This is a genomic window from Roseburia intestinalis L1-82 (assembly GCF_900537995.1).
Lineage (GTDB): Bacteria > Bacillota > Clostridia > Lachnospirales > Lachnospiraceae > Roseburia > Roseburia intestinalis.
On the sequence record NZ_LR027880.1, the window covers coordinates 1,119,244 to 1,142,372 of the forward strand.

Consider the following 23,129-nt stretch of genomic DNA (forward strand, 5'->3'; position numbering starts at 1 on the left):
GGTTGAACACAAAAATGTAGATTCGTGTGAAGAATAAGCTGCTCAGAAATGAGGATTGATATGGCGATTGAGTATCTTGGACTGAGTGAGATCAATGGACCACTGGTTGCAGTAGAAGGTGTAAGAGGCGCTTTCTATGATGAGATCGTGGAGTTGGTCGTGGAAGGAAAACAGAAAAAATTAGGGCGCATCGTGGAGATCAATAATGACTATGCGGTCGTTCAGGTGTTTGAGAGCACGGAGGAGATGTCCCTTTTAAATACGCATGCAAGGTTAACAGGCAGACCGCTGTGTGTGGGGCTGTCGGAGGAAATCTTAGGAAGAACATTCAACGGTCTGGGGCAGCCGATCGACGGGCTCGGCGCGGTGCACGCCGAGGTTGTGCGTGACGTCAACGGACAGCCGATGAATCCGTGCAGCAGGGAATATCCGAGAAACTATATCAGAACCGGTATCTCTGCGATCGATGGACTGACGACTTTGATCCGTGGACAGAAACTGCCGATCTTTTCAGGCAACGGTCTGCCGCATGATGAGCTTGCAGCCCAGATTGTGGAACAGGCCAGTCTTGGGGATGGCGAAAACGAGGACGAACCGTTTGCAGTCGTGTTTGCCGCGATGGGAGTCAAATATGATGTGGCGGAGTATTTTAAGCGCCGTTTTGCAGAATGTGGTGTAAGTGACCATGTTGCGATGTTTTTAAATCTCTCCAATGATCCGGTTGCAGAGCGTCTGATCACGCCGAAGGTAGCGCTGACAGCCGCCGAGTATCTCGCGTTTGAGAAAAATATGCATATCCTTGTAATACTGACCGATATGACTTCGTTTGCAGAGGCGATGCGTGAAGTTTCGGCGCAGAAGGGAGAGATCCCAAGCAGGAAAGGCTATCCGGGATATCTGTACAGTGAGTTTGCAGCACTTTATGAGAGAGCCGGGATCGTAAACGGTGCATCCGGTTCCGTCACACAGATTCCGATCCTGACAATGCCGAATGACGATATCACACATCCGATCCCGGATCTTACCGGATATATCACCGAGGGGCAGATCGTACTGGAACGTTCCCTTCACCAGAAAAATATTTATCCTCCGATCAATGTACTGCCGTCACTGTCGCGTCTGATGAAGGACGGTATCGGTGAAAAATATACCAGGGAAGACCATCAGGATCTTGCAAACCAGCTCTTTTCCTCCTATGCCCGTGTCGGCGAGGCGAGAGATCTTGCGAGTGTCATCGGCGAGGACGAGCTTTCTGATACCGATAAACAGTATCTGAAATTTGGTACAGCTTTTGAAAAAGAATTTATCGGGCAGGGAAAAGACGAAAACCGTTCGATGGCGGAAACGCTGGATATCGGCTGGCGGCTGCTGCATATCCTGCCGCGTGGAGAATTAGACCGTATTGATACAAAAATTCTTGAAAAGTACTGGGATTAGGAGGGGATGACGCATGGATCCGAATACGTTTCCGACGAAGGGAAACCTCATATTGGCAAAAAATGCGCTCGCATTGTCAAAACAGGGATTTGACCTGATGGATAAAAAAAGAAATATCCTGATCCGGGAACTGATGGAGTTGATCTCAGAGGCTTCGGATATCCAGAACCAGATCGATGAGACATTTTCCAATGCCTACCAGGCACTGCAGAAAGCCAATATCCAGATGGGAATCCATCAGGTAGAACAGATTGCAAAAGCGGTTCCGGTGGAAAACTCCATCCGTATCAAACGTCGCAGTGTCATGGGGACGGAGATCCCGAAAGTAGAGTATGAAAAAAAGAAACAGGTGCCGGCGTATTCTTTTTATCATACAAGGATGTCATTAGATGAAGCGTGCCAGCAGTTTGAAAAGGTAAAAGAATTAACGATCCACCTTGCGGAGATCGAAAACTCTGCATACCGCCTTGCCTATAATATCAAAAAGACGCAGAAACGCGCGAATGCACTCTCGAACATTACAATTCCGAAGTATGAAAAACTGTCGCGTGAGATACAGGATTATCTGGAGGAAAAAGAGAGGGAAGAGTTCACAAGACAGAAAGTTGTAAAGAAAAACCGGATGAAAAATGCAGGTTCCGGGATGATGTCATAAGAATAATGAATGAAAAATAAGAAAGCCGAAAGCGGAATGAAGTGTCGCTTTCGGCTTTTATTCATGACAATAGAATGTTCGCGGAGCGTGCATTCTAGCCTAACATTTTATGACAAAATGTTAGGTAGCAGATTATTTTTTGTAGGTGTCAGAAAACAGATCACGGTACCATTTCAGGGCAGCAATATAGGCATCATACACAGTCTGTGTGTCAAGGTTTTCCAGGATCATAAGCCGGGAAACTTCGGACCAGTTACCTGCCTCATATTGTTTGATGAAATATAAAGGTTCCGCAAAAATACCACTCTGACGGATGAGAGCATCTTCGATGTCGCGTGAAACTTTGACAAGCGAGAGTGCTTCCTCCATTGGTTTATCGAGGATGATATCAAGCACGGAAAACAGTCCGGTTAAGAATAGTTCGGAAGCTTTGCCGCCAAGCTCAAAGGCAGGGGCAAGATTTTCTGCAAACTTTGCACGCAACAGGGATAAACGCGTAAGCTCGTTTGGCTTGTCAGAACACAACTGATTGACAACGGCGGTGTTGATCCAGCGTTTCAGTTCTTTCTGTCCAAGCATGGCAGCTGCGTGCCGGATGGAAGTGATCTCAGAGTTGACAGCCATATGATTGACCATGCGAAGCAGTGAGATGACAAGAGCGGTGTCATGACCGATGATATCTGCCGCTTTGGTGAGGTCAAAGTCCTCTGTATTAACCAGATTCATAAGTTCAATGTAATTGATCTTTAACGGAGCTACGTCATGGTTTCCCTTTGTGACAGGGAGTCTGTAAAAACTTCCCTCATATAAAGTGCAGCTCTTATCCTGACAGATTGCATCAAATGTCTCTGTTTTGGTTATATTTGAAGCACAGAGCCTGATGTTTGGATAAACTTTATTGAAATAAATACGTGCTTTGCTGATGTCAATCTCTTCACAGTCTAACATGACATAATCCATCAGTACGAGCAGATCATGGTAAGCTTCGTAACTTGATACAGGAAGCTTGCGGATGGCAAATCGATACCCCATCTTTTTCAGTGCTTTTACACGGTCAATATACATTGGTGTGCATGGGATATTTCCTTTTAACAGCAATACGAAAAACTCGTGCGGCAGGCCACACTGGGAAGGAATATCGGAAAAAATCGATATTTCATTTACCGGAACAAAGATTTCTTTTGCCGGGGAAAGTGTTTCAAGTCCCATATTTAAGATCAGTTCAAATCCTTCAATCTGGGCGGCGCCATCATTGCTTCCGCTTCCCAAAAGATTCGGGTGAAGCAGAAAATTTGCTTTCTGTGTATACAGAGAATATGCGCTGACTTTTATGTTTTCATCAAATAGAGGTATTAATGTAACCAGCATAGGCGTTCTCCTTATAGCATGGAATCTTTTGTGAAGAAACCATGTGAAACGTTAACATTTATCTACTTTTACTATACTATAAATCTGTGAAAAAAGACACATTTTTTTGAAATTAATAAACAGAAAACTTATTTTATGAAAAATAATTGAAAATACTTGATATTTCAGAATGAATGTGGAAAACTAATGACAGAAGAATGGGAGGGATTTGCATGTTAAAACAATGGGAAAAAACAGAGCGTCCGTCAGATGCAAAACTGGAGGAACGGCTGCAGGAAGCACGGAGAAAACTGCAGGAGCAGCAGCTCAAGGTAAAAGAGCACGGACTGCCGGTGCTTGTGCTTGTGGAAGGATGGGGAACCGCAGGTAAAGGCTCACTGATCGGTCAGATTATTAAAAACATTGATCCGAGATTCTTTAAAGTAGCGTCCATGGCGGCACCGACGGAGGAAGAAAAGAGAAAACCGTTTTTGTACCGCCACTTTGTAAAAATACCGGAGAGCGGCAAGTTCAGCTTTTTAGACTCCGGCTGGATGGATGAGATCATGGGTGAAAGACTGCATGAAAAGCTTGGAGACGAGGCATATGCGCACCGCATTGAGAGTGTCAAGCGGTTTGAACGCCAGCTGACAGATAACGGTTATCTCGTCGTGAAATTATTTTTGCAGGTGTCTAAAAAGGAACAGGAAAAACGGATCGAACATCTTTCTAAGGAGAAGGATACCAGATGGCGTGTCAGCAGGAATGACCGCTGGCAGAATGAGCATTATGAGAAATGCCTGAATGCATTTGATTCCTATTTAAAGGAAACAAATCTGCCGTCAGCACCGTGGTATATCATTGATGCAGAATCAAAAAAATGGACGGAGTTACAGGTACTTGAGATTCTGACGGAAGGAATTGATGTGGCGCTTGCCAATAATGCGATGGCGGTGCCAATTTTACAGAATGTATTTTCTATGGAAAAAATGCCCCTGTTGTCGGAGATCCCACTGGATAAGACAATTGGAGAGGACGAGTATAAAAAAGAACTGAAACGTCTCCAGAACCGCTTAGGAGAGCTTCATAACCGTCTGTACCGCAAAAAAGTTCCGGTCATCATTGCATATGAGGGATGGGATGCAGCAGGAAAGGGCGGCAATATCAAGCGGATCACCGGAGCACTCGATCCGAGAGGCTATGAAGTACATCCGATCGCAAGCCCGGAGCCACACGAGAAGGCGAGACATTATCTCTGGCGTTTCTGGACGAGGCTGCCAAAGACAGGACATATCGCGATCTTTGACCGCACCTGGTATGGCAGAGTCATGGTGGAGCGTCTTGAGGGGTTCTGCAGCGAAAATGACTGGAAACGTGCCTATAACGAAATTAATGAATTTGAAAAGGAACTGCACGACTGGGGCTCTGTTATCATCAAGTTCTGGGTGCAGATCGACAAGGATACACAGTTAGAGCGTTTTAATGAGAGACAGAACACTCCGCAGAAGCAGTGGAAGATCACAGATGAGGACTGGCGTAACCGTGAAAAATGGGATCAGTATGAAGATGCAGTCAATGAGATGATCCAGAAAACCAGTACGACATATGCGCCCTGGCATATCTTAGAGTCAGTGGATAAACGGTATGCAAGGATCAAAGCATTAAAGATCGTGATCGAGGAGTTAGAAAAAGTGCTGGAGTGATGTATGTGGAAAGGTGCAGATGTTTTTGAAGTCTGTCAGGCAAAATGAAATACGTTGGGCGAAACAAGTACAGGATATGCTTGTTTCGCCCGTTTTTTTGTAAAGCAGTTGACATAATATTGTCAAATGGGCGAATTAAAAGAACTTTTTTTGAAAAACAGCCACATATATCGAAATTCGTGGGTGTTTTGTATGATACAGGATCGTTTTCACCCAATATCATACAAATTCATAAAATGAGACAGTATTTTTGGATGAAAAGATTGAAGTAACATATCATTTCGCCCATTTCACATTTATGGTGTAATGGAAATATTCAATTTTTATCCATAAAGCAACTGGAAGTCATGCGATCCACCAGGTGCCGTCTGCCGCCTGATACAAATCGCCAACTTCTTCAGAAAGCGTATTTCCACTGAAATCTTTTACAATAACTTTGTAGTAAAGATCATAATTGTCTGTGGCACAGTCATTTTTGTCATTCCAGCCTTCTTCCACCCAGGATTCAAAATATATTTTTTCATCTTCTATAAAAAGGGCGCTTTCATGACCGGTTATCGGAAAAGAAATTTTCTCGGGATAATAACATACAAAGGTGTCCTCCTGACTGATGATGTGTACCGGATTTCCAATGATGCAAAGTTTATACAGGCTCACTTCTTCTGTACTAAGTTCTGTCTCTTTTTCTAAAAGTTTTCCGGGAATATAGCGGTACAGAGAGATTTTCTTTTCGTCATAATCGCCCTGCAGAAAATAGTAAAAACCCTCTGCATAGACAGGATTGCTGTAAATGACATTTCTTTTTTTTGCAAACGGTTTGAAAACTTTACCGGACTCAAAATCAAAAAACAGAATGACTGAACCCTGATATCCTCCGGATTTTGACTATTCGATCAGGTCATAAAAGTCATTGGTATCCAGAGATTTCGCTTTAAAAAATAAAAGCCCCTGTTCTGCCTGTGAATTCCAGGCAAAGCAGGGGATATCAATTTGGGGTATTAAATTACTGTTTTTTTCTGTATAATCACTCAAAAAGGACACCTTTTATTGTATAATTATGTTATGGAACAAAACATACGAAAGAAGGTGTCCTGAATGAAAAATTAGCATTGAAGAAACTGCTAACTTATATGAAGAGTGTATATAAAATCCCGCAAAAAATCAAGTGTTTAACGGACGAAAGAAAAAGAAAATCTATTCCATTGTTTAACATTGTCATGCCGGTACTGCTTTTTCTGATGCTGCAGTATGAAAGTTTCCATACCATTTTTTCAACCCCGGAAAGCATGTCGAAAAGACTGAAAAACTGTCTGAGCCGAAAAAAACACACAGGGGAAACCGAATACTTTTACCGGAGTGTGGTGTGCATGATTATAGGTAAATCGCCACACGTAATTCTGGGGCAGGAAATGTTAAAACCAAGGGATGGTTCTGGGAAAGACGAAGGAGAACTGACAGGCGGAAAAAGGTTGATTGAGCAGCTGAAGAAACGGCATGGACATTTTGCGGATGTGATTGTGGCGGATGCGTTATATCTGAATGCTTCATTTATCAACATTCTGAAGGAAAATGGTCTGGAAGGGGTGATACGCCTGAAAGACGAAAGAAGAATGATTTTTCAGGATGCAGAGCGTCTGTTCAAACAGGATGAGGGAAAAAAGGCATCTTTCTGGAAAGGGAAAAAGAAGATTGAAGTATGGGATCTTTCTGGTTTTGAGATGGAAGGGTGTCCATATAAACTGCGTGTGGTGCGGTATTATGAGCAGTGGAAAGAAAATGGAAAAGAAACAGAGCGTTTCATGTGGCTTGTAACGACACTGGAAGCGGCAGACTACCGAGTCTTATGGGAAATGATGCACCGCAGGTGGGACATTGAGGAGAATGGTTTCCATCAATTGAAAACGTATTATCACGCAAAGCACTGTTACTGTCGAGATGCGGTTGAAACCATATTTAATCTGATAATCATAGGTTTTAATGTAAGAGAGTTATATTTGTACCGAAGAAGCCGGAACTTTGCAGGAAGTGGTATAAGCCGAAAGAGCATAAACCGGATTTTTTGCGATGATCTGCTAACAGAAAAAGTGAAACAGATTTTATGTGAAAAAGGCGGATAGAAAATCACCAGAAAAAATATATAGGGAAAAAGCAGGGGGAATTTTGCGCGTATTGACCAGGAACGAAGGGTAACCGCAGATGGAATGCTGATAACTGGATTATTTATAAAAATGCATAGATAAAAAATTTAAAAGCGAAATCCCTGTGTGACTGGCGGACAGGTTGCATAAAAAGATATGTTTTTGTATAATAAAAGAATGCCGGCAGGTGAATGATATTTGAGTCCGGCATGGAAATTAGTGATAAAAACATATGCCTGACAGGCAAATGGATAAAAATCATGAAAATGAGGATAAACAAGATGCATACACGACATAAAAGAGGATATAAATTTACAGATAAAAAACAGTCAAAAAGAGGAATTGCTGCATGGATACTGTCGGTTATATCATTGGGGGGGCTAATTGCAGTCATTGCCTGTTCTTTTCAGGATGGAGGAAACGGAAGCATGTATCTTGGGAGTGCGGGTGTGTCGTCCATGTTCGTTGGAGTGATCGCATTGTTCAATGCAATTGTAAGCTTAAGAGAGGAAAATTCCTATCGTTTTTTTCCTTATCTTGCGACCGTATGCTCTTTCCTTGCTGTTGGGGTATGGGCTGCACTGTATATAGTTGGATTTTTGCTGTAAATAAAGAGAGAAATTGGTGTGAAAAAAAGATTTTTACACGCAGGAATGGAGAATTCATATGACAGATTTTGAAAAACAGATTTCATTTATCATGGAACTGGACAAAATAAAAAAGATTACAAGACAGACCTATTTAAGTGACGGGAGCAGGAAAGAAAACGATGCGGAACATTCCTGGCATCTGGCGCTGATGGCGTTTGTGCTTGCTGATTACGCGAATGAGCCGATTGATGTATTAAAAACCATGAAAATGGTACTTCTTCACGATGTCATAGAAATCGATGCGGGGGATACTTATGCGTACGATACGGAGGGCAATAAGACAAAGCGGGAGCGTGAATTAAAAGCGGCTGACCGTATCTTTGGTTTACTGCCGGAGGCACAGCAGAAGGAATACCGCGGTCTGTGGGATGAGTTTGAGGCGATGGAGACACCGGAATCAAAGTTTGCGAATATGTTAGATAAGGTACAGCCATTGTTTTTAAATGATGCATCGGGTGGTATTTCATGGGAGGAACATGGTGTGAAAAAATCTCAGGTATTAAAGAGGGACGAGAGGGTACACGAGGGCTCTGAACGGATCTGGGAGTATGCAAAATCATTGATTGAAAAAAATGCAAAATATGGAAAACTGATTGATGAGTGATAGAAATTTTTGTGGAGGTTCTGACTTAATGTTATACAAAGAATTATATAAAGAATCCAACGAGCTTGCAAAGGAGCGTTTTGTGCTGGTGCGTGAGCGGGTTGCAGAGATTGAAGAAAAGCCGGAGACAGAAGAAAAATATAAAGAATACTTCAGGCAGACGGCACAGCTGCTGCAGAAACAGGCGGCTGTCTATGATCTATGGGCAGATGATGCGATTCAAAAACAGAGTTTAAAAGAAGCAGAAAGATGTAATCAGGCATTATATAAAGACATTCTTGGTGAGGCATATCAGACAAGTTATGCGAATCCGGATTATGCTGTGGAACAATTAGGAGAAGAGTTCGGACAGCTTCTCTGTGCGTACCTTGCATATATCAGACGTGAGACTGGTGCGGCATTTCGTGGGGATCTGATGCAGCTTACGATCCAGATGGAACTGTTTGTCGAAATTTATAACCGTTTTGAAGCAGGGGAAGAAAAAGATGTCCCGGAGAAATCAGCGGTGCAGCAGGATCTGTACTGGTTTTTCCATGATTACAGTGAGATTTTTTATGAAAAAAGTCTTCGAAGGCTGATTGATCCGGCAGAAGATTTTGAGAATGATATTGTGATGAATGCTGATCTTAACGATCTGCGCTATCTGTACCGCTACGGTGTATATATTGGGGAAAATGAGAAAAAGATGGCAGCATTTTTAAACAGGCTGACCGATGAGGAGATCCAGGCGATGGCAGACACCTATACGGAAGGCTATCGGATCGGATTTGAAGTGACAGGCAAAGATCTTGGCAAAAAGCAGACGGTACAGCTCCGTTATCCGATCGGTTTTGAGCGGATGGTCCGTGCAGCGGTACACAATTTTGAAAAAATGAATTTAAAGCCGACTATGCTTGCATCTGCAACATCACCAAACAAGCAGTTTGACTATGATCACAGTGAAGACCGTGCACTCTATCTGGATAAAGCGTATGTGGAGCGCTGCTTAGAGGCAAGAAAGAATTATTTTGAGGAAGAAAAAAAATTAGCGGCCGGTCATGCAGGCCCTGCAGTGATCGAAGTGTTCGGGGAGGTACCATTTTCACCGGAAAATAAAGAGCGTGCGGTAAAATATAACGAAAAACAGCAGAAAATCTGTGTCTATGAGATGAACATGGCAGGGCAGATGATTAATGAATATATCAAAGGCGAAGAGCGCAGTTTTACAATTATCGCATATCCGATCCCGGAGATCGGTGACCGTTTTGAGGAGATTTTTGCCGAAACGGTAAAATTAAATACTTTGGATTATAAATTGTACCAGACGATACAGCAGAAGATTATTGATGTATTAGATACGGCAGATCAGGTGCATATTACGGGAAAAGGAAAAAATAAGACAGATCTGTATGTAAATATCTGGAAATTAAAAGATCCGGCAAAGGAGACTGCATTTGAGAACTGCGTGGCAGATGTCAACATTCCGGTCGGAGAGGTGTTTACTTCACCGGTATTAGAGAAAACCACGGGAATACTTTTCGTCGGACAGGTCTACTTAAACGGACTCAACTATGAGAATTTAGAAATCCGGTTTAAGGATGGTATGGTAGAGTCCTATACCTGCACCAATTTTAAGGATGAGGCAGAAAATAAAAAATATATCCGTGATAATGTATTAAAACATCATGACACGCTGCCGATGGGAGAGTTTGCGATCGGAACGAATACAACCGCATACCGCATGGCGAGAGATTATCAGATCGCAGATAAACTGCCGATCCTGATTGCCGAGAAGACCGGACCGCATTTTGCAGTGGGTGACACCTGTTACAGCCATGAGGAGGACAATATTTCCTATAACCCGGATGGAAAAGCGATCGTTGCAAGGGAGAACAGTGTATCTGCACAGAGAAAAGAGTCCGTAGAAAAAGCGTATTTAAATTGTCATACAGATATTACGATCCCATATGATGAGCTTGACAAGATCACAGTGATAAGAAAAGATGGCAGTACAGAAGATATCATTGCAGATGGCAAATTTGTCTTAGTCGGAACAGAGCAGCTGAATGAGCCGCTTTTATAAAAAACAGGATTGCTAAAAATAAGCTGGAGTCCTGCTTCAGAAATAAAAAAGATAATATATAAGATTATTTAATAAATAAAATAATAAATATTAATTGGACTTCTAAAAGAATGACAGTTACAATACACATAGATAACAGTGGAGATTTGATACTGTAGGAATCTGGAAGGAGCACGATTATGGCAAAAGTTGGTATTGTAATGGGCAGCGATTCAGATATGCCGGTTATGGCAAAAGCTGCAGATATTTTAGATAAGCTTGGAATTGATTATGAGATGACGATCATCTCCGCGCACAGAGAGCCGGACGTATTTTTTGAATATGCCAAGAGCGCAGAAGCAAAAGGATTTAAGGTGATTATTGCAGGTGCAGGAATGGCAGCGCATTTACCGGGTATGTGTGCAGCAATTTTCCCGATGCCTGTTATTGGTATCCCAATGCATACCACATCCCTTGGCGGAAGAGATTCTTTATACTCGATCGTTCAGATGCCATCTGGTATCCCGGTTGCAACAGTAGCGATCAATGGAGGTGCAAATGCAGGACTGCTTGCAGCAAAGATTCTTGCTACTTCAGATGAGGCTCTGCTTGCAAAATTAAAAGAGTATTCAAAAGAGTTAAAAGAACAGGTTCAGGCAAAAGATGCCAGATTACAGGAAGTTGGTTATAAAAATTACTAAAAAACAACAGATTCAGGAGGAAAAATTAATGGATTACAAGAATTCCGGTGTTGATATCGAAGCAGGCTACAAATCAGTGGAACTGATGAAAAAATATGTACAGGGAACCATGCGGCCAGAGGTTTTAACAGGTCTTGGCGGATTTTCCGGTGCATTTTCCATGGAAAAATTTAAAAACATGGAGAAACCTACCTTAGTGTCCGGAACGGACGGCGTAGGAACAAAATTAAAACTTGCATTTCTTATGGACAAACATGACACGATCGGAATTGACTGTGTTGCAATGTGTGTCAACGATATCGCATGTGCAGGCGGTGAACCTTTATTTTTCCTTGATTATATCGCATGTGGAAAAAACTATCCGGAAAAGATTGCGGCAATTGTAAGCGGTGTCGCAGAGGGATGCAAACAGTCCGACGCAGCCCTGATCGGTGGAGAGACAGCAGAGCATCCGGGACTGATGCCTGAGGACGAATATGATCTTGCTGGATTTGCGGTTGGTGTCGTAGATGAAAAAGATATCATAACAGGTGCAGATGTAAAGGCAGGAGATGTACTGATCGGTATGGCATCTTCCGGTGTGCACTCCAACGGTTTTTCACTTGTCAGAAAAATCTTTGAGATGACAAAAGAAAGCCTGGATACCTATTATGATGAGTTAGGAAAAACACTTGGAGAGGCATTGCTTGCTCCTACAAGAATCTATGTAAAAGCGCTGCGCAGCGTCAAAGAGGCAGGTGTGCGCATCAAGGCATGCAGCCATATCACAGGCGGTGGTTTCTATGAGAATGTTCCAAGAATGCTGCCGGAGGGAAAACAGGCTGTGATCCGCAAAGACAGTTATGAAGTTCCGTCTATCTTTAAACTGATGGCGAAAAAGGGACAGGTAGAAGAGAAAATGATGTACAATACCTACAATATGGGACTTGGTATGGTACTTGCAGTAGATCCTGCTGATGTGGACAAAACAATGGAAGCAATCAAAGCAGCAGGCGAGACACCATATGTGGTTGGTGAGATCAAAGACGGTGAAAAAGGAGTAACCTTATGCTAAAACTGGCAGTCTTAGTATCCGGTGGAGGAACAAATCTTCAGGCGATCATTGATGCGATCAGCGCAGGAAAGATTACAAATGCGTGCATTTCGGTTGTCATCAGTAATAATGCAAATGCCTATGCCCTGGAGCGTGCGAGGGCACATGGAATCGAAGCACTGTGCATCTCACCGAAAGATTTTGAAAGCAGAGAGGCTTTTAATCAGGCATTCCTTGATAAATTAAATTCCTACAATGTAGATCTTGTTGTGCTGGCGGGATTCCTTGTAGTACTGCCGGAGATGATGATCAAAGAATATACGAACCGTATCGTAAATATCCATCCATCCCTGATCCCATCTTTTTGTGGAAAAGGATTTTATGGTCTGAAAGTACATGAAGGCGTGCTTGCCCGCGGAGTGAAGGTAACGGGCGCAACGGTACATTTTGTTGACGAGGGAACAGACACGGGACCGATTATTTTGCAGAAGGCAGTCGAGGTAGAGCAGGGAGATACACCGGAAGTATTACAGCGCCGTGTGATGGAACAGGCAGAATGGGTGATCCTTCCAAAAGCGATCGACCTGATCGCAAACGGGAAAGTATCTGTGGAAGATGGACATGTGATCATTGCGAAAGAGTAAGAAAGCTATCGGTAGAAAATGGACATACGATCATTACAGAATAGCAGGAAATGAAAGATAGTGTTTAATAACAGAGTAAGGAGCGACGGAGGATGAAAGTATTAGTAGTTGGAAGCGGTGGACGTGAACATGCGATCGTGACAAGTGTGGCAAAGAGCCCGCGTGTCGATAAGATTTACTGCGCTCCGGGAAATGCCGGAATCGCGGCACTTGCAAAGTGCGTGCCGATCGGTGCCATGGAGTTTGATAAACTTGTGGCTTTTGCAAAAGAGCAGGCCATTGATTTTACGATCGTTGGAATGGATGATCCATTGGTCGGCGGAATCGTGGATGTTTTCGAGGCGGAGGGATTAAAGGTATTTGGACCGCGTAAGAACGCAGCTATTTTAGAGGGATCTAAGGCATTCTCAAAAGACCTCATGAAAAAATACCATATTCCTACGGCAGCTTACGAAAACTTTACATCAGCAGAAGAGGCGCTTGCTTATTTAGAGACTGCAAAAATGCCGATCGTATTAAAGGCGGACGGATTAGCACTCGGTAAAGGTGTTTTGATCTGCAACACCTTAGAGGAGGCAAAAGCCGGTGTCAAAGAGATCATGGAGGATAAAAAGTTCGGAACAGCCGGAAATACCATGGTTGTGGAAGAATTTATGACAGGACGTGAGGTGTCTGTATTATCTTTCGTGGATGGAAAGACGATCAAGATCATGTCTTCTGCACAGGATCACAAACGTGCGAAAGACGGCGATCAGGGATTAAATACCGGAGGAATGGGTAACTTTTCTCCAAGTCCGTTCTATACCAAAGAGGTGGATGATTTCTGTCAGAAATACATTTATCAGGCAACCGTGGATGCCATGGCTGCAGAGGGCAGACCGTTTACCGGAGTCATTTTCTTTGGACTGATGCTGACAGAGGATGGACCGAAGGTGCTAGAGTATAATGCAAGATTCGGCGATCCGGAAGCCCAGGTCGTACTTCCGCGTATGAAAAACGACATCATTGATGTGATGGAAGCATGCGTAGATGGCAGATTAGATACCATTGATCTGCAGTTTGAGGATAATGCGGCAGTCTGTGTGGTACTGGCATCCGACGGATATCCGGTATCCTATGAAAAAGGATTTAAGATCAGTGGTTTTGAAAAGTTTGATGGAAAAGACGACTATTTCTGTTTCCATGCCGGAACGAAATTCGATGAGAATGGCGATATCGTCACAAATGGCGGACGTGTGCTTGGTATCACGGCGACCGGAGCTGATTTGAAGGAGGCGAGAAAGAAAGCCTACGAGGCAACCGAGTGGGTTGACTTTGCCAATAAATATATGCGCCATGATATCGGAAAAGCAATCGATGAGGCAAAATAAGAGCGGCATTTTCTATTTGTTTTTTACTTAACGACAGGGACTTCGGATTTAAAATCCGATGTGCCCTGTTATTTTTGTTTCATGATAATAAAATGTTTAGAGAATATGTATTTTATGATTTTGGGATAGACTTTTGCAGATCATGATGATATATTGTCGGCAATGACCCTGACTGGAAAGGAGATTAAATGGTCAGGAAACGCTTTAAATGATACAGAAACTTGAAAATACACTGTCACCTCCGTATAATAAATAAAGTATGTACAGCACTTAGAATATGTATCGTACATAAAACATGTTCTATGCCAAAAGTAAAATTGATAAAAACGGAGGACACATCAATGACCAGAAAAGAAAAAGCAATCGAATTACACGATAAAGGATTCAACTGTGCCCAGGCAGTTGCCTGTGCATTTGCAGAGGAGACCGGCATACCGGAAGAAATCTTGTTTGCAGCCTGTGAAGGATTCGGACTTGGCATGGGCGGCATGGCAGCAACCTGTGGTGCGGTATCCGGCGCAGTCATGCTTGCGGGATTAAAAAACAGCTGCAAAAATTTAGAGCAGCCGGCAAGTAAGGCAGATACCTATAAACTGACCAGAGAGATCACGAAGACATTTTTAGAGAAAAACGGATCGCTCACCTGTGGAGAATTAAAGGGCACTGAAACCGGAAAAGTACTTAGAAGCTGCCCGGACTGTATCCGTGATGCAGTGGAGATAGCAGAGAGTATTTTAGAACTTTAAAGCAACAGAATGACGTTAAAAAAACATGAAATAATTTACTATTATGTCAAAATACACAACGAAATAAAACGAAAATCAAAGAAAAGTGATGAAATGCACAAATAAAAAGAAGAATTTTTAAGAAAGACAGAAGAATATTGTATGTTTATCCAATCCTCCTGTTGGTATAATGCACTTGTAACAAACAAAGAGTTACAAATACATTAAATCAAATGGGAGGATTTTTCTATGAAAAGAAAGGTAGTTAGTGTAATTTTAGCAACAGCAATGGTAGCATCTATGGTAGCAGGATGTGGCGGAAGCAATAACGCATCCACAAACAATGCCGGAACAACAACCGATGCAGCAGCAAGCGATGCATCAAGTGATACATCGAATGATGCAGCAGCTACAGAGGCAGCCGATGCAGGGGACGCAGCAGCCGATGCAGCAACAGACGCAGATGCAAGTTTAGCAGACAAAAAAGTTGGTGTATGTATTTACCAGTTCTCCGATAACTTCATGACACTGTTCCGTACAGAGCTTGAAAATTATCTGGTAGAAAAAGGATTTTCAAAAGACAATATCACAATTGTTGATGGTGCAAACGATCAGGCTACACAGACAGGTCAGATTGATAACTTTATCACAGAGGGGGTAGATGTCCTTATTATCAACCCGGTTAACTCCTCTTCCGCAGCAACCATCACAGATAAAGTAGTTGCAGCAGGAATCCCGCTGGTATACATCAACCGTGAGCCGGATGAAGAAGAGCAGAAGAGATGGTCAGATAACAACTGGGATGTTACATACGTTGGATGTGATGCACGTCAGTCCGGTACTTTCCAGGGTGAGATGATCAGTGATCTTGGTCTTGATACCGTAGATTTAAATGGAAACGGTAAAATCGACTACGTTATGGTAGAAGGTGATCCGGAGAACGTGGATGCCCAGTATCGTACAGAATATTCTGTAAAAGCTCTTGAGGATGCAGGACTTGAAGTAAACTGCTTATCCGATCAGGTTGGTAACTGGCAGCAGGATCAGGCACAGCAGATCGTAGCAAATGCCCTTGGACAGTACGGTAACGATGTAGAAGTTGTATTCTGCAACAACGATGCAATGGCACTTGGTGCTTTACAGGCAATCCAGAGTGCAGGACGTACCGTAGGTACTGATATTTATCTGGTAGGTGTTGATGCATTATCAGAGGCATTAGAGGATGTTCTTGCAGGAACCATGACAGGTACTGTATTTAACGATCACTTCTCACAGTCCCACAGTGCAGCAGATGCAGCTATCAACTACATCACAGGCGCTGGCAATGATCACTACATCGGATGTGATTATGTAAAAGTAACAAAAGACAATGCACAGGATGTTCTTGACATGGTTAAATAATCTGTAAAAAGAACAGGGTATAAAAGTGGTGCGGGTGCATATGGCACCCGCTGCCACTATTCATAAGAATTATGATCAGACTGCAGAAATGCAGAAATGAATGTATGAAATAAAAACAGGCAGATATATATTCTATGAAAAATGAAGTGTGCTAAATAGCACAGATATGAAATAGGAACATAATTGGCAGAGAAGTAAGCCAAATGATATAAAGGAGGAGAAACATGGCTGAGTATAAACTGGAGCTTAGGGGTGTATGCAAATCTTTCCCCGGTGTCAAAGCACTTGACAATGTACAGTTATCACTCCGTCCGGGAACCGTCCATGCACTGATGGGGGAAAATGGTGCAGGAAAATCAACCCTGATGAAATGTCTGTTTGGTATTTATAAAATGGATGCCGGCGAGATTATTCTGGACGGAGAAAAAGTCGAGATTAATAACCCGGATGAGGCAATGAAAAAAGGAATTGCCATGGTACATCAGGAACTGCAGCCGGTACCGGCAAGAAGCGTTGCAGAAAATATGTACCTGGGAAGATTCCCGACAAAGTGTGGACCATTAAAAGTGATCGATCATAAGAAAATGTATGAGGATACTGCAAAATGGTTAAAAGAAGTAAAAATGGACTTTGATCCGAAAGCACAGCTTGGATCTTTATCCATAGGTCAGATGCAGTCCGTTGAGATTGCAAAGGCAGTTTCCCAACAGGCAAAGGTTATCATCTTTGATGAGCCGACATCATCTCTTTCTGATAATGAAGTAGAAGCATTGTTCCGCATCATGAATGATTTAAGAGACAAAGGTGTGGCAATGGTCTACATTTCACATAAGATGGATGAGATCAAACGAATCGCTGATGATATCACAGTCATGCGGGATGGTACATATGTTGGAACCTGGCCGGCAGCAGAGATGACCACAGATCAGATCATCACAAAGATGGTTGGCCGTGAGCTGACAAATGTATATCCACCGAGAGAAAACAAACCGGGTGATGAAGTGGTTATGGAAGTAAAAAATCTTTGCTCCATCCATGCAAAATCATTCCAGAATGTAAGTTTTCAGCTCCACAAAGGAGAAATCCTTGGATTTGGTGGACTGGTAGGTGCACAGAGAACAGAATTGATGGAAGGAATCTTCGGTATCCGTGGTATTGCATCCGGTGAGATCTATATGCATGGCAAAAAAGTAAAGATCAAACATCCAATCGATGCGATGAATGCCGGAATCGGACTGATCACTGAGGATCGAAGAGGAAACGGTATTTTCGGATGCCTGTCTATCAAAGATAATGTAGGTGTATCTATCTACAATAAATATCTGAATGCAGGATTTGTTTTAAATCACAAAAAGATCAATGAGATCGTAACAAGCAGCATTAAAAAATTAAGTATCAAGACTCCGAGCATGAAAGAACATATTTCCAATCTGTCCGGAGGTAACCAGCAGAAAGTAATCGTTGCAAGATGGTTAGCCAATGACCCGGATGTTCTGATCATGGATGAACCTACCCGTGGTATCGACGTAGGTGCAAAACATGAGATTTATGAGATCATGTGCGATCTGGCAAAACAGGGCAAAGCGATCATTATGATTTCTTCCGAGATGTCAGAACTTCTTGGAATGTCAGACAGAATTTGTGTTATGTGTAACGGAAAACTGACCGGTGAAGTGAAGGAACCGGAAGATATGACACAGGCAAAAATTATGGAATACGCAACAAGATTCTGATGCGATAGGAGGAGACGAAAATGGGAAAGACAAAACAGCAGAAAGTAAAAGATTTTTTGATTAACAACGGGGTTATTATTGTAATGTTCATTCTGGTAATCTATACTGGTTTGACATCCAATAACTTCTTCACAGGCAACAACTTAATGAATATTCTTATGAATATGAGTTCACGACTTGTCATTGCACTTGGTATTGCAGGATGTGTTATCACCGCAGGATGTGACCTTTCCGCAGGACGTATGATTGGTTTCGGTGCATGTATTTCCGGTATGTTGTTACAGCGTCTGGATTATTCCGGTAAATTCTTCCCGGATATGAAACCATTGAACGTAGTTTTAGTAGCGATCATCGCAATGCTCATCTGTGCAGCATTTGGTACAGTAACCGGTATCTTTATTGCATACTTAAATGTACCGCCTTTCATTGCAACCTTAGCAATGATGGAAATCGTTTATGGTATTGGACTTATCGTTACAAACGCAACACCTCTTGGTGGATATGTTGAGGCATATACCAATGTTGCAAACAAAAAATTTCTCGGAATCAATTACCTGATCTGGATTGCAATTATTGTGGCAGCGATCACATGGTTCATTTTCAACATGACACGTCATGGAAAATATATGTACGCAATCGGTGGTAACCCACAGGCAGCAGAGGTTGCAGGTGTTCCGGTGAAAAAGACATTGATCTTAATCTACATGAAAGCAGCAGCTATGTATGGTCTTGCAGGATTCATGCTCGGCGCAAAAGCAGGTGGTGCATCTGTTCAGACCGGGTATGGTTACGAAATGGAAGCAATCGCAGCATGTACGATCGGTGGTGTATCCGTAACAGGTGGTCGTGGTAAAGTTTCATCCGCTATCATCGGTGTTGCAGTATTCGAGTTATTGAAGGTTGCTCTCCAGTACTTAGGAATGAATGCAAACGCACAGTACATCGCAATCGGTGTTGTAATCTTCGTAGCAATTTCTCTGGATATCAGAAAATATATAGCAAGAAAATAAAACATACGGTATAATTCTTATATCGGACTGTAAAATAACGGCTGGGTGTTACAGACCAGCCGTTATTTTTGCTTAGTAAAACAAATGGAGGAAAACAAGGATTATATGACAACAGATCAGATTTTAGAGACAGCAGGGATACCATTACTTTTATTTGTGATTTTGATCTATTATGGAATGCGGTTATGGTTTATGAAAGATATCTCCGCCATCCGAGGAAAGAATAAACCACCGGTAAAAGACGAAGAAAACTATGCAAAATGCGCCGGAAAGCTGATGTTCTTTTTTGCAGTGGCAACACTTGTCATGATGCTTTTATTATTCTGGAACACCTATGTGGCAGTGGCAGAGATCATTATCTGTACGGTGATCCTTGGAATTTTATGGCATAATATGAATGCAAAATATGGAGACTAGCGGAAGAAAATGTGAAAATATGATTTTTTCATATTGGAATGGAGAATAGAACACGATGAATTTATATTCGGTATTATTGGTGGATGATGAGGAAGAAGTATATTCTGTCATTATGAAAAAGCTTGACTGGGAAGCGATGGGGTTTCGTATTGCCGGGTATGCCAGAAATGGCGTCGAAGCATTAGAGATGGCAGAGGAAATCCAGCCGGATGTTGTGATGACAGACATCAAAATGCCATACATGGACGGACTGACCTTAAGCAAGAAATTAAAAGAACTATATCAGAAAATAAAAATTATTATTTTTTCTGGATTTGATGAATTTGAATATGCAAAAGAGGCAATTAAGATCGAGGCGGAGGAGTACATTTTAAAGCCGATCAATTCCAATGAACTGCGGGAAGTGTTTGAGCGTATCAGGACAAACCTTGACAGAGAGCTTGATGAAAAACGTAATATCGAAAAACTGCGCGCTTATTATATGGAGAGTCTTCCGGTATTGCAGGAAAACTTTTATACATCATTGATTGAGGGAAGAATTCCGGCATCTGAGATTGAAAAATATTTGAAACAATACCAGATACCGTGGAGCGGACCATATTATGTGGCAACTATATTACATATCAGCACGCCGGATCCACAGCTTGAACTCGATCCGTTTTTGCTTGGAATGTCCGTCAAACAGCTTGCTGAGGAACAGTTTGTGGACAAGTGGAGATTGAACACATTCTTTTATCTCGGAGACATCCTTATGATCACACAGTTAAAAGAAACGGAAGAAATCACGGCATATACCAATGCAATGGATCGGTTTTGCAAGCTGGCGAAACGTGTCTGCGGTGCGAAGGTGACGGCAGGAATCGGTCCGGTCTGTGATGAGATCGCAGAGCTGCCGGCTTCCTATCAGGGGGCGCGCAATGCGGTTTCCTACCGTGTGATCTATGGAAATACAAGAGCCATTAATATTGCGGAGATCGATCCGCAGGGCAGTGCAGAGGAACCGTGGGAAGAGCAGTCAATCGGGAATATTTTAAAAAAGATTAAGACCGGGGATGAGCAGGCGCTGAAAGAAGCGGTCAAAGAAAGCGTGACACAGCTTTCCGGACGTGGAGCATCACTGCAGAAATATCAGATATTTATCACGGAACTTATTGCGGAAATCTTCCGTTTTGGTACATTAAACGGGCTGAATCTGGACGAAATTTTCAGTGGTACGGGAGATATCTACCGGGAAGTTCTTCAGATGGAATCGCCGGAGGCACTGGAAAACTGGCTGCTAAAGACCGGACGTCAGATGCAGGAGATAATCCAGAATGGCAGACAGGACACGACGAAATCATTTGTCACAAAAGCGATCGAGTATGTCAGGGAACACTATGCAGATTCAGGACTCAATGTAGAGAGTGTATGTAAAAATCTTTCGGTCAGCACGGCGTACTTTTCTACCGTGTTTAAAAAGGAGACCGGAAAAACTTTTATCAATTATCTGACAGAGTATCGGATGGAACAGGCGCTTGATCTGCTTTTGAATCAGGATGAAAAAACATATGTGATTGCAGAAAAAGTGGGCTATTCCGATCCGAATTATTTCAGTTACGCATTTAAAAAACAGTTTGGAATGTCACCTTCAAAGTACAAAGCAGAAAAAAGAAAATGAGTTTGTCAAATATCAAAGATAAAATAAGAGAATTAACTGCATATATCAGAAAAATGACAAAACCGCACAGTATTCAGATGACGATATCGATTTCGTTTACGATTCTGTCCATATGTAGTATGGCCTTCCTTGGCGTCACACTTTACCGGCAGTTTTCAAACAGAGCAGAAGCAATGACGATTGAGAGTACGGGGCAGCTTTTAAATCAGACAGCCATCAACCTTGAGGATTATCTCCGAAACATGCGCCGTATTTCTGATACTATGTATTACAGTGTCATCAAGAATAAAGATCTTGCCAGTGATACCATGGATGAAGAAATGAATCTCTTATATGAGGCGAATAAAGATAACCTGATCAGTATTGCCTGTTATACGGGAGAGGGACAGCTTGTGGCAGCAGTACCTGTTGCGAATGAAAAAAGTCAGGTAAATATTGTGAAGCAGCAGTGGTTTACCGATGCGGTCGGTCAGATGGAAAACCTTCATTTTTCGACACCGCATGTGCAGAATCTGTTTGGCGATCCATCTTACCGTTATTACTGGGTCGTATCCTTAAGCCGTGCCGTGGAGCTGACAAGTAATGGAACATCGACGCTGGGAGTACTTTTGGTCGATATGAACTACAACAGTATTGAACAGATCTTAAAAAAAGCGAATGTTGGAAATTCTTCGGAGTATGTTTACCTGATCGACGGAAAGGGTGAGATCATTTATCATCCGAGACAGAAGCTGATCTATACCGATCTTTATCAGGAGAATAATATCGAGGCAGCAGGGTACGAGGATGGAAGCACGGAAGAGATTTTCCAGGGGGAAAAACGCCTTGTTACGGTAAAGACGGTCAGTTATACCGGATGGAAGATCGTCAGTGTTGTGCCAATGAGTTCCTTTGATATGGGAATGACAGGCACAAAATATTTTGTGATCATGCTAGTGACAGTATCTATGCTTGCGGTGATCCTTTTAAATCAGCTTGTGTCTGCAAGTATTGCCATGCCGCTGAAAAAATTAAATAATTCGGTCAAGGAGTGGGAGACCGGAAATATGAACCCGTCTATCTATATCGGCGGATCTATGGAAGTGGAACATTTAGGGTGTACACTCCGTTCCACGGTGGAACAGATCAGGCAGCTGATGCAGGATATTGTGGTCGAGCAGGAAGAAAAAAGAAAAAGTGAACTCGATGCGCTTCAGTCGCAGATCAACCCTCATTTTTTGTATAATACACTTGACTCGATCGTCTGGATGATCGAGGGAGAACGGTATGAGGATGCGGTATTTATGATCACACAGTTAGCGAGTCTTTTCCGTATCAGTTTAAGCAGGGGAAAAACAGTCATCAGTGTGGAAGATGAGCTGAAACATGCCAGAAACTATATGAATATCCAGAAAGTACGCTATAAAAATATTTTTGAGGTACGGTTTGATATAGATCCGGAGATCCTGCAGTGCTGTACGGTAAAACTGGTGGTGCAGCCGCTGCTTGAAAATGCGATTTATTATGGCGTGGAATGTATGGATGGAGACGGAGAAATTGATGTCAATGGATATCGCAGGGAAGATGATATCTATATTGAGGTCAGAGATAACGGACTTGGAATACCGGAAGATGAAGTGGAACAGCTTTTGAAGGAAAATAACCGTGTACACAAACGTGGATCTGGTGTGGGACTTTTGAATGTACATAACCGGATCAGGCTGCGTTTCGGTGAGGAATATGGTCTGGAGATAGAAAGCGAGCCGGATGAGGGAACCACAGTCAGAATCCATTTGCCGTATATCGTCTATACGCCGGAGGAGCAGGAACGGTTAGAGTCAGGGAGAAAACAACTATGAAGCGGACCGGAAAAAATAATTTGAT

The 23,129-nt window shown here is 42.5% G+C and carries 20 protein-coding genes; 18 read left to right on the forward strand and 2 right to left on the reverse strand.

Going from position 1 to position 23,129, the window contains the following annotated elements:
• Positions 1 to 60: 60 nt before the first annotated feature.
• Positions 61 to 1,437, forward strand: a complete 1,377-nt coding sequence (locus tag RIL182_RS05340) for a V-type ATP synthase subunit B (RefSeq protein WP_015561246.1) — start codon at positions 61 to 63, stop codon at positions 1,435 to 1,437.
• A 13-nt stretch (positions 1,438 to 1,450) separates the two neighbouring features.
• On the forward strand, positions 1,451 to 2,092 hold the full coding sequence (locus RIL182_RS05345; RefSeq protein ID WP_006855662.1) for a V-type ATP synthase subunit D: 642 nt from the start codon (positions 1,451 to 1,453) through the stop codon (positions 2,090 to 2,092).
• A 132-nt stretch (positions 2,093 to 2,224) separates the two neighbouring features.
• Here RIL182_RS05345 and RIL182_RS05350 read toward each other — a convergent pair whose 3' ends face one another.
• On the reverse strand, positions 2,225 to 3,460 hold the full coding sequence (locus RIL182_RS05350; RefSeq protein WP_006855661.1) for an EAL and HDOD domain-containing protein: 1,236 nt from the start codon (positions 3,458 to 3,460) through the stop codon (positions 2,225 to 2,227).
• Between the two features lie 212 nt (positions 3,461 to 3,672).
• Between RIL182_RS05350 and pap the strand changes: the two genes are divergently transcribed.
• The gene (gene pap, locus RIL182_RS05355; RefSeq protein ID WP_044998504.1) at positions 3,673 to 5,142 is read left to right on the forward strand and encodes a polyphosphate:AMP phosphotransferase; all 1,470 of its coding nucleotides are present in this window, start codon (positions 3,673 to 3,675) and stop codon (positions 5,140 to 5,142) included.
• Positions 5,143 to 5,487: 345 nt separating this feature from the next.
• Here the strand turns inward: pap and RIL182_RS05360 are convergent, their stop codons facing one another.
• The gene (locus tag RIL182_RS05360) at positions 5,488 to 5,799 is read right to left on the reverse strand and encodes a hypothetical protein (RefSeq protein WP_006855657.1); all 312 of its coding nucleotides are present in this window, start codon (positions 5,797 to 5,799) and stop codon (positions 5,488 to 5,490) included.
• A 473-nt stretch (positions 5,800 to 6,272) separates the two neighbouring features.
• Between RIL182_RS05360 and RIL182_RS05365 the strand changes: the two genes are divergently transcribed.
• From RIL182_RS05365 to RIL182_RS05435, 15 genes are all read left to right on the forward strand, one after another.
• On the forward strand, positions 6,273 to 7,259 hold the full coding sequence (locus tag RIL182_RS05365) for a transposase (protein ID WP_197730452.1): 987 nt from the start codon (positions 6,273 to 6,275) through the stop codon (positions 7,257 to 7,259).
• 302 nt (positions 7,260 to 7,561) lie between these two features.
• A complete protein-coding gene (locus RIL182_RS05370; protein ID WP_022112256.1) occupies positions 7,562 to 7,888 on the forward strand; it encodes a DUF6142 family protein in 327 nt (108 codons plus the stop codon).
• Between the two features lie 58 nt (positions 7,889 to 7,946).
• The gene (locus RIL182_RS05375) at positions 7,947 to 8,534 is read left to right on the forward strand and encodes an HD domain-containing protein (protein WP_006855651.1); all 588 of its coding nucleotides are present in this window, start codon (positions 7,947 to 7,949) and stop codon (positions 8,532 to 8,534) included.
• Between the two features lie 28 nt (positions 8,535 to 8,562).
• A complete protein-coding gene (locus tag RIL182_RS05380) occupies positions 8,563 to 10,596 on the forward strand; it encodes an aminopeptidase (protein ID WP_044998503.1) in 2,034 nt (677 codons plus the stop codon).
• Positions 10,597 to 10,775: 179 nt separating this feature from the next.
• Complete coding sequence (gene purE / locus RIL182_RS05385; RefSeq protein ID WP_006855648.1) at positions 10,776 to 11,276, forward strand: 5-(carboxyamino)imidazole ribonucleotide mutase; 501 nt, start codon at positions 10,776 to 10,778, stop codon at positions 11,274 to 11,276.
• A gap of 28 nt (positions 11,277 to 11,304) precedes the next feature.
• Positions 11,305 to 12,330 (forward strand): phosphoribosylformylglycinamidine cyclo-ligase, encoded by a 1,026-nt coding sequence (purM, locus tag RIL182_RS05390; RefSeq protein WP_015561252.1) that lies wholly within the window; start codon positions 11,305 to 11,307, stop codon positions 12,328 to 12,330.
• On the forward strand, positions 12,324 to 12,953 hold the full coding sequence (purN, locus tag RIL182_RS05395; RefSeq protein WP_006855640.1) for a phosphoribosylglycinamide formyltransferase: 630 nt from the start codon (positions 12,324 to 12,326) through the stop codon (positions 12,951 to 12,953). Before purM ends, purN begins: the two co-directional genes overlap by 7 nt.
• A gap of 92 nt (positions 12,954 to 13,045) precedes the next feature.
• Positions 13,046 to 14,323: a phosphoribosylamine--glycine ligase gene (purD, locus tag RIL182_RS05400; RefSeq protein ID WP_006855638.1), complete on the forward strand. Its 1,278-nt coding sequence runs from the start codon at positions 13,046 to 13,048 to the stop codon at positions 14,321 to 14,323.
• 341 nt (positions 14,324 to 14,664) lie between these two features.
• Complete coding sequence (locus RIL182_RS05405) at positions 14,665 to 15,069, forward strand: C-GCAxxG-C-C family protein (RefSeq protein WP_015561253.1); 405 nt, start codon at positions 14,665 to 14,667, stop codon at positions 15,067 to 15,069.
• Between the two features lie 228 nt (positions 15,070 to 15,297).
• Positions 15,298 to 16,449: a galactose ABC transporter substrate-binding protein gene (locus RIL182_RS05410; protein ID WP_006855636.1), complete on the forward strand. Its 1,152-nt coding sequence runs from the start codon at positions 15,298 to 15,300 to the stop codon at positions 16,447 to 16,449.
• 224 nt (positions 16,450 to 16,673) lie between these two features.
• Positions 16,674 to 18,182 (forward strand): sugar ABC transporter ATP-binding protein, encoded by a 1,509-nt coding sequence (locus RIL182_RS05415; protein ID WP_006855634.1) that lies wholly within the window; start codon positions 16,674 to 16,676, stop codon positions 18,180 to 18,182.
• A gap of 20 nt (positions 18,183 to 18,202) precedes the next feature.
• Positions 18,203 to 19,192, forward strand: coding sequence for a galactose/methyl galactoside ABC transporter permease MglC (locus RIL182_RS05420; RefSeq protein ID WP_006855633.1), 990 nt, complete (start codon positions 18,203 to 18,205; stop codon positions 19,190 to 19,192).
• Positions 19,193 to 19,297: 105 nt separating this feature from the next.
• Positions 19,298 to 19,609 (forward strand): hypothetical protein, encoded by a 312-nt coding sequence (locus tag RIL182_RS05425; RefSeq protein ID WP_015561254.1) that lies wholly within the window; start codon positions 19,298 to 19,300, stop codon positions 19,607 to 19,609.
• Positions 19,610 to 19,664: 55 nt separating this feature from the next.
• On the forward strand, positions 19,665 to 21,266 hold the full coding sequence (locus RIL182_RS05430) for a response regulator (protein ID WP_006855631.1): 1,602 nt from the start codon (positions 19,665 to 19,667) through the stop codon (positions 21,264 to 21,266).
• Positions 21,263 to 23,104 carry a sensor histidine kinase gene (locus RIL182_RS05435; RefSeq protein ID WP_006855630.1) on the forward strand — a complete coding sequence of 614 codons (1,842 nt, stop codon included), beginning with the start codon at positions 21,263 to 21,265 and terminating at the stop codon, positions 23,102 to 23,104. The genes RIL182_RS05430 and RIL182_RS05435 overlap by 4 nt, the downstream gene beginning before the upstream one ends.
• Positions 23,105 to 23,129: the final 25 nt, after the last annotated feature.

Excerpts from the sequence above, each read along its gene's own strand:
- RIL182_RS05405 (WP_015561253.1), top strand. The coding sequence starts at position 14,665 with ATGACCAGAAAAGAAAAAGCAATCGAATTACACGATAAAGGATTCAAC.
- RIL182_RS05425 (WP_015561254.1), top strand. The coding sequence starts at position 19,298 with ATGACAACAGATCAGATTTTAGAGACAGCAGGGATACCATTACTTTTA.
- RIL182_RS05340 (WP_015561246.1), top strand. The coding sequence starts at position 61 with ATGGCGATTGAGTATCTTGGACTGAGTGAGATCAATGGACCACTGGTT.
- RIL182_RS05420 (WP_006855633.1), top strand. The coding sequence starts at position 18,203 with ATGGGAAAGACAAAACAGCAGAAAGTAAAAGATTTTTTGATTAACAAC.
- RIL182_RS05350 (WP_006855661.1), bottom strand. The coding sequence starts at position 3,460 with ATGCTGGTTACATTAATACCTCTATTTGATGAAAACATAAAAGTCAGC.
- RIL182_RS05375 (WP_006855651.1), top strand. The coding sequence starts at position 7,947 with ATGACAGATTTTGAAAAACAGATTTCATTTATCATGGAACTGGACAAA.
- RIL182_RS05415 (WP_006855634.1), top strand. The coding sequence starts at position 16,674 with ATGGCTGAGTATAAACTGGAGCTTAGGGGTGTATGCAAATCTTTCCCC.
- RIL182_RS05345 (WP_006855662.1), top strand. The coding sequence starts at position 1,451 with ATGGATCCGAATACGTTTCCGACGAAGGGAAACCTCATATTGGCAAAA.
- purM (WP_015561252.1), top strand. The coding sequence starts at position 11,305 with ATGGATTACAAGAATTCCGGTGTTGATATCGAAGCAGGCTACAAATCA.
- purE (WP_006855648.1), top strand. The coding sequence starts at position 10,776 with ATGGCAAAAGTTGGTATTGTAATGGGCAGCGATTCAGATATGCCGGTT.
- purN (WP_006855640.1), top strand. The coding sequence starts at position 12,324 with ATGCTAAAACTGGCAGTCTTAGTATCCGGTGGAGGAACAAATCTTCAG.
- RIL182_RS05435 (WP_006855630.1), top strand. The coding sequence starts at position 21,263 with ATGAGTTTGTCAAATATCAAAGATAAAATAAGAGAATTAACTGCATAT.
- RIL182_RS05380 (WP_044998503.1), top strand. The coding sequence starts at position 8,563 with ATGTTATACAAAGAATTATATAAAGAATCCAACGAGCTTGCAAAGGAG.
- pap (WP_044998504.1), top strand. The coding sequence starts at position 3,673 with ATGTTAAAACAATGGGAAAAAACAGAGCGTCCGTCAGATGCAAAACTG.
- RIL182_RS05430 (WP_006855631.1), top strand. The coding sequence starts at position 19,665 with ATGAATTTATATTCGGTATTATTGGTGGATGATGAGGAAGAAGTATAT.
- RIL182_RS05370 (WP_022112256.1), top strand. The coding sequence starts at position 7,562 with ATGCATACACGACATAAAAGAGGATATAAATTTACAGATAAAAAACAG.
- purD (WP_006855638.1), top strand. The coding sequence starts at position 13,046 with ATGAAAGTATTAGTAGTTGGAAGCGGTGGACGTGAACATGCGATCGTG.
- RIL182_RS05410 (WP_006855636.1), top strand. The coding sequence starts at position 15,298 with ATGAAAAGAAAGGTAGTTAGTGTAATTTTAGCAACAGCAATGGTAGCA.
- RIL182_RS05365 (WP_197730452.1), top strand. The coding sequence starts at position 6,273 with ATGAAGAGTGTATATAAAATCCCGCAAAAAATCAAGTGTTTAACGGAC.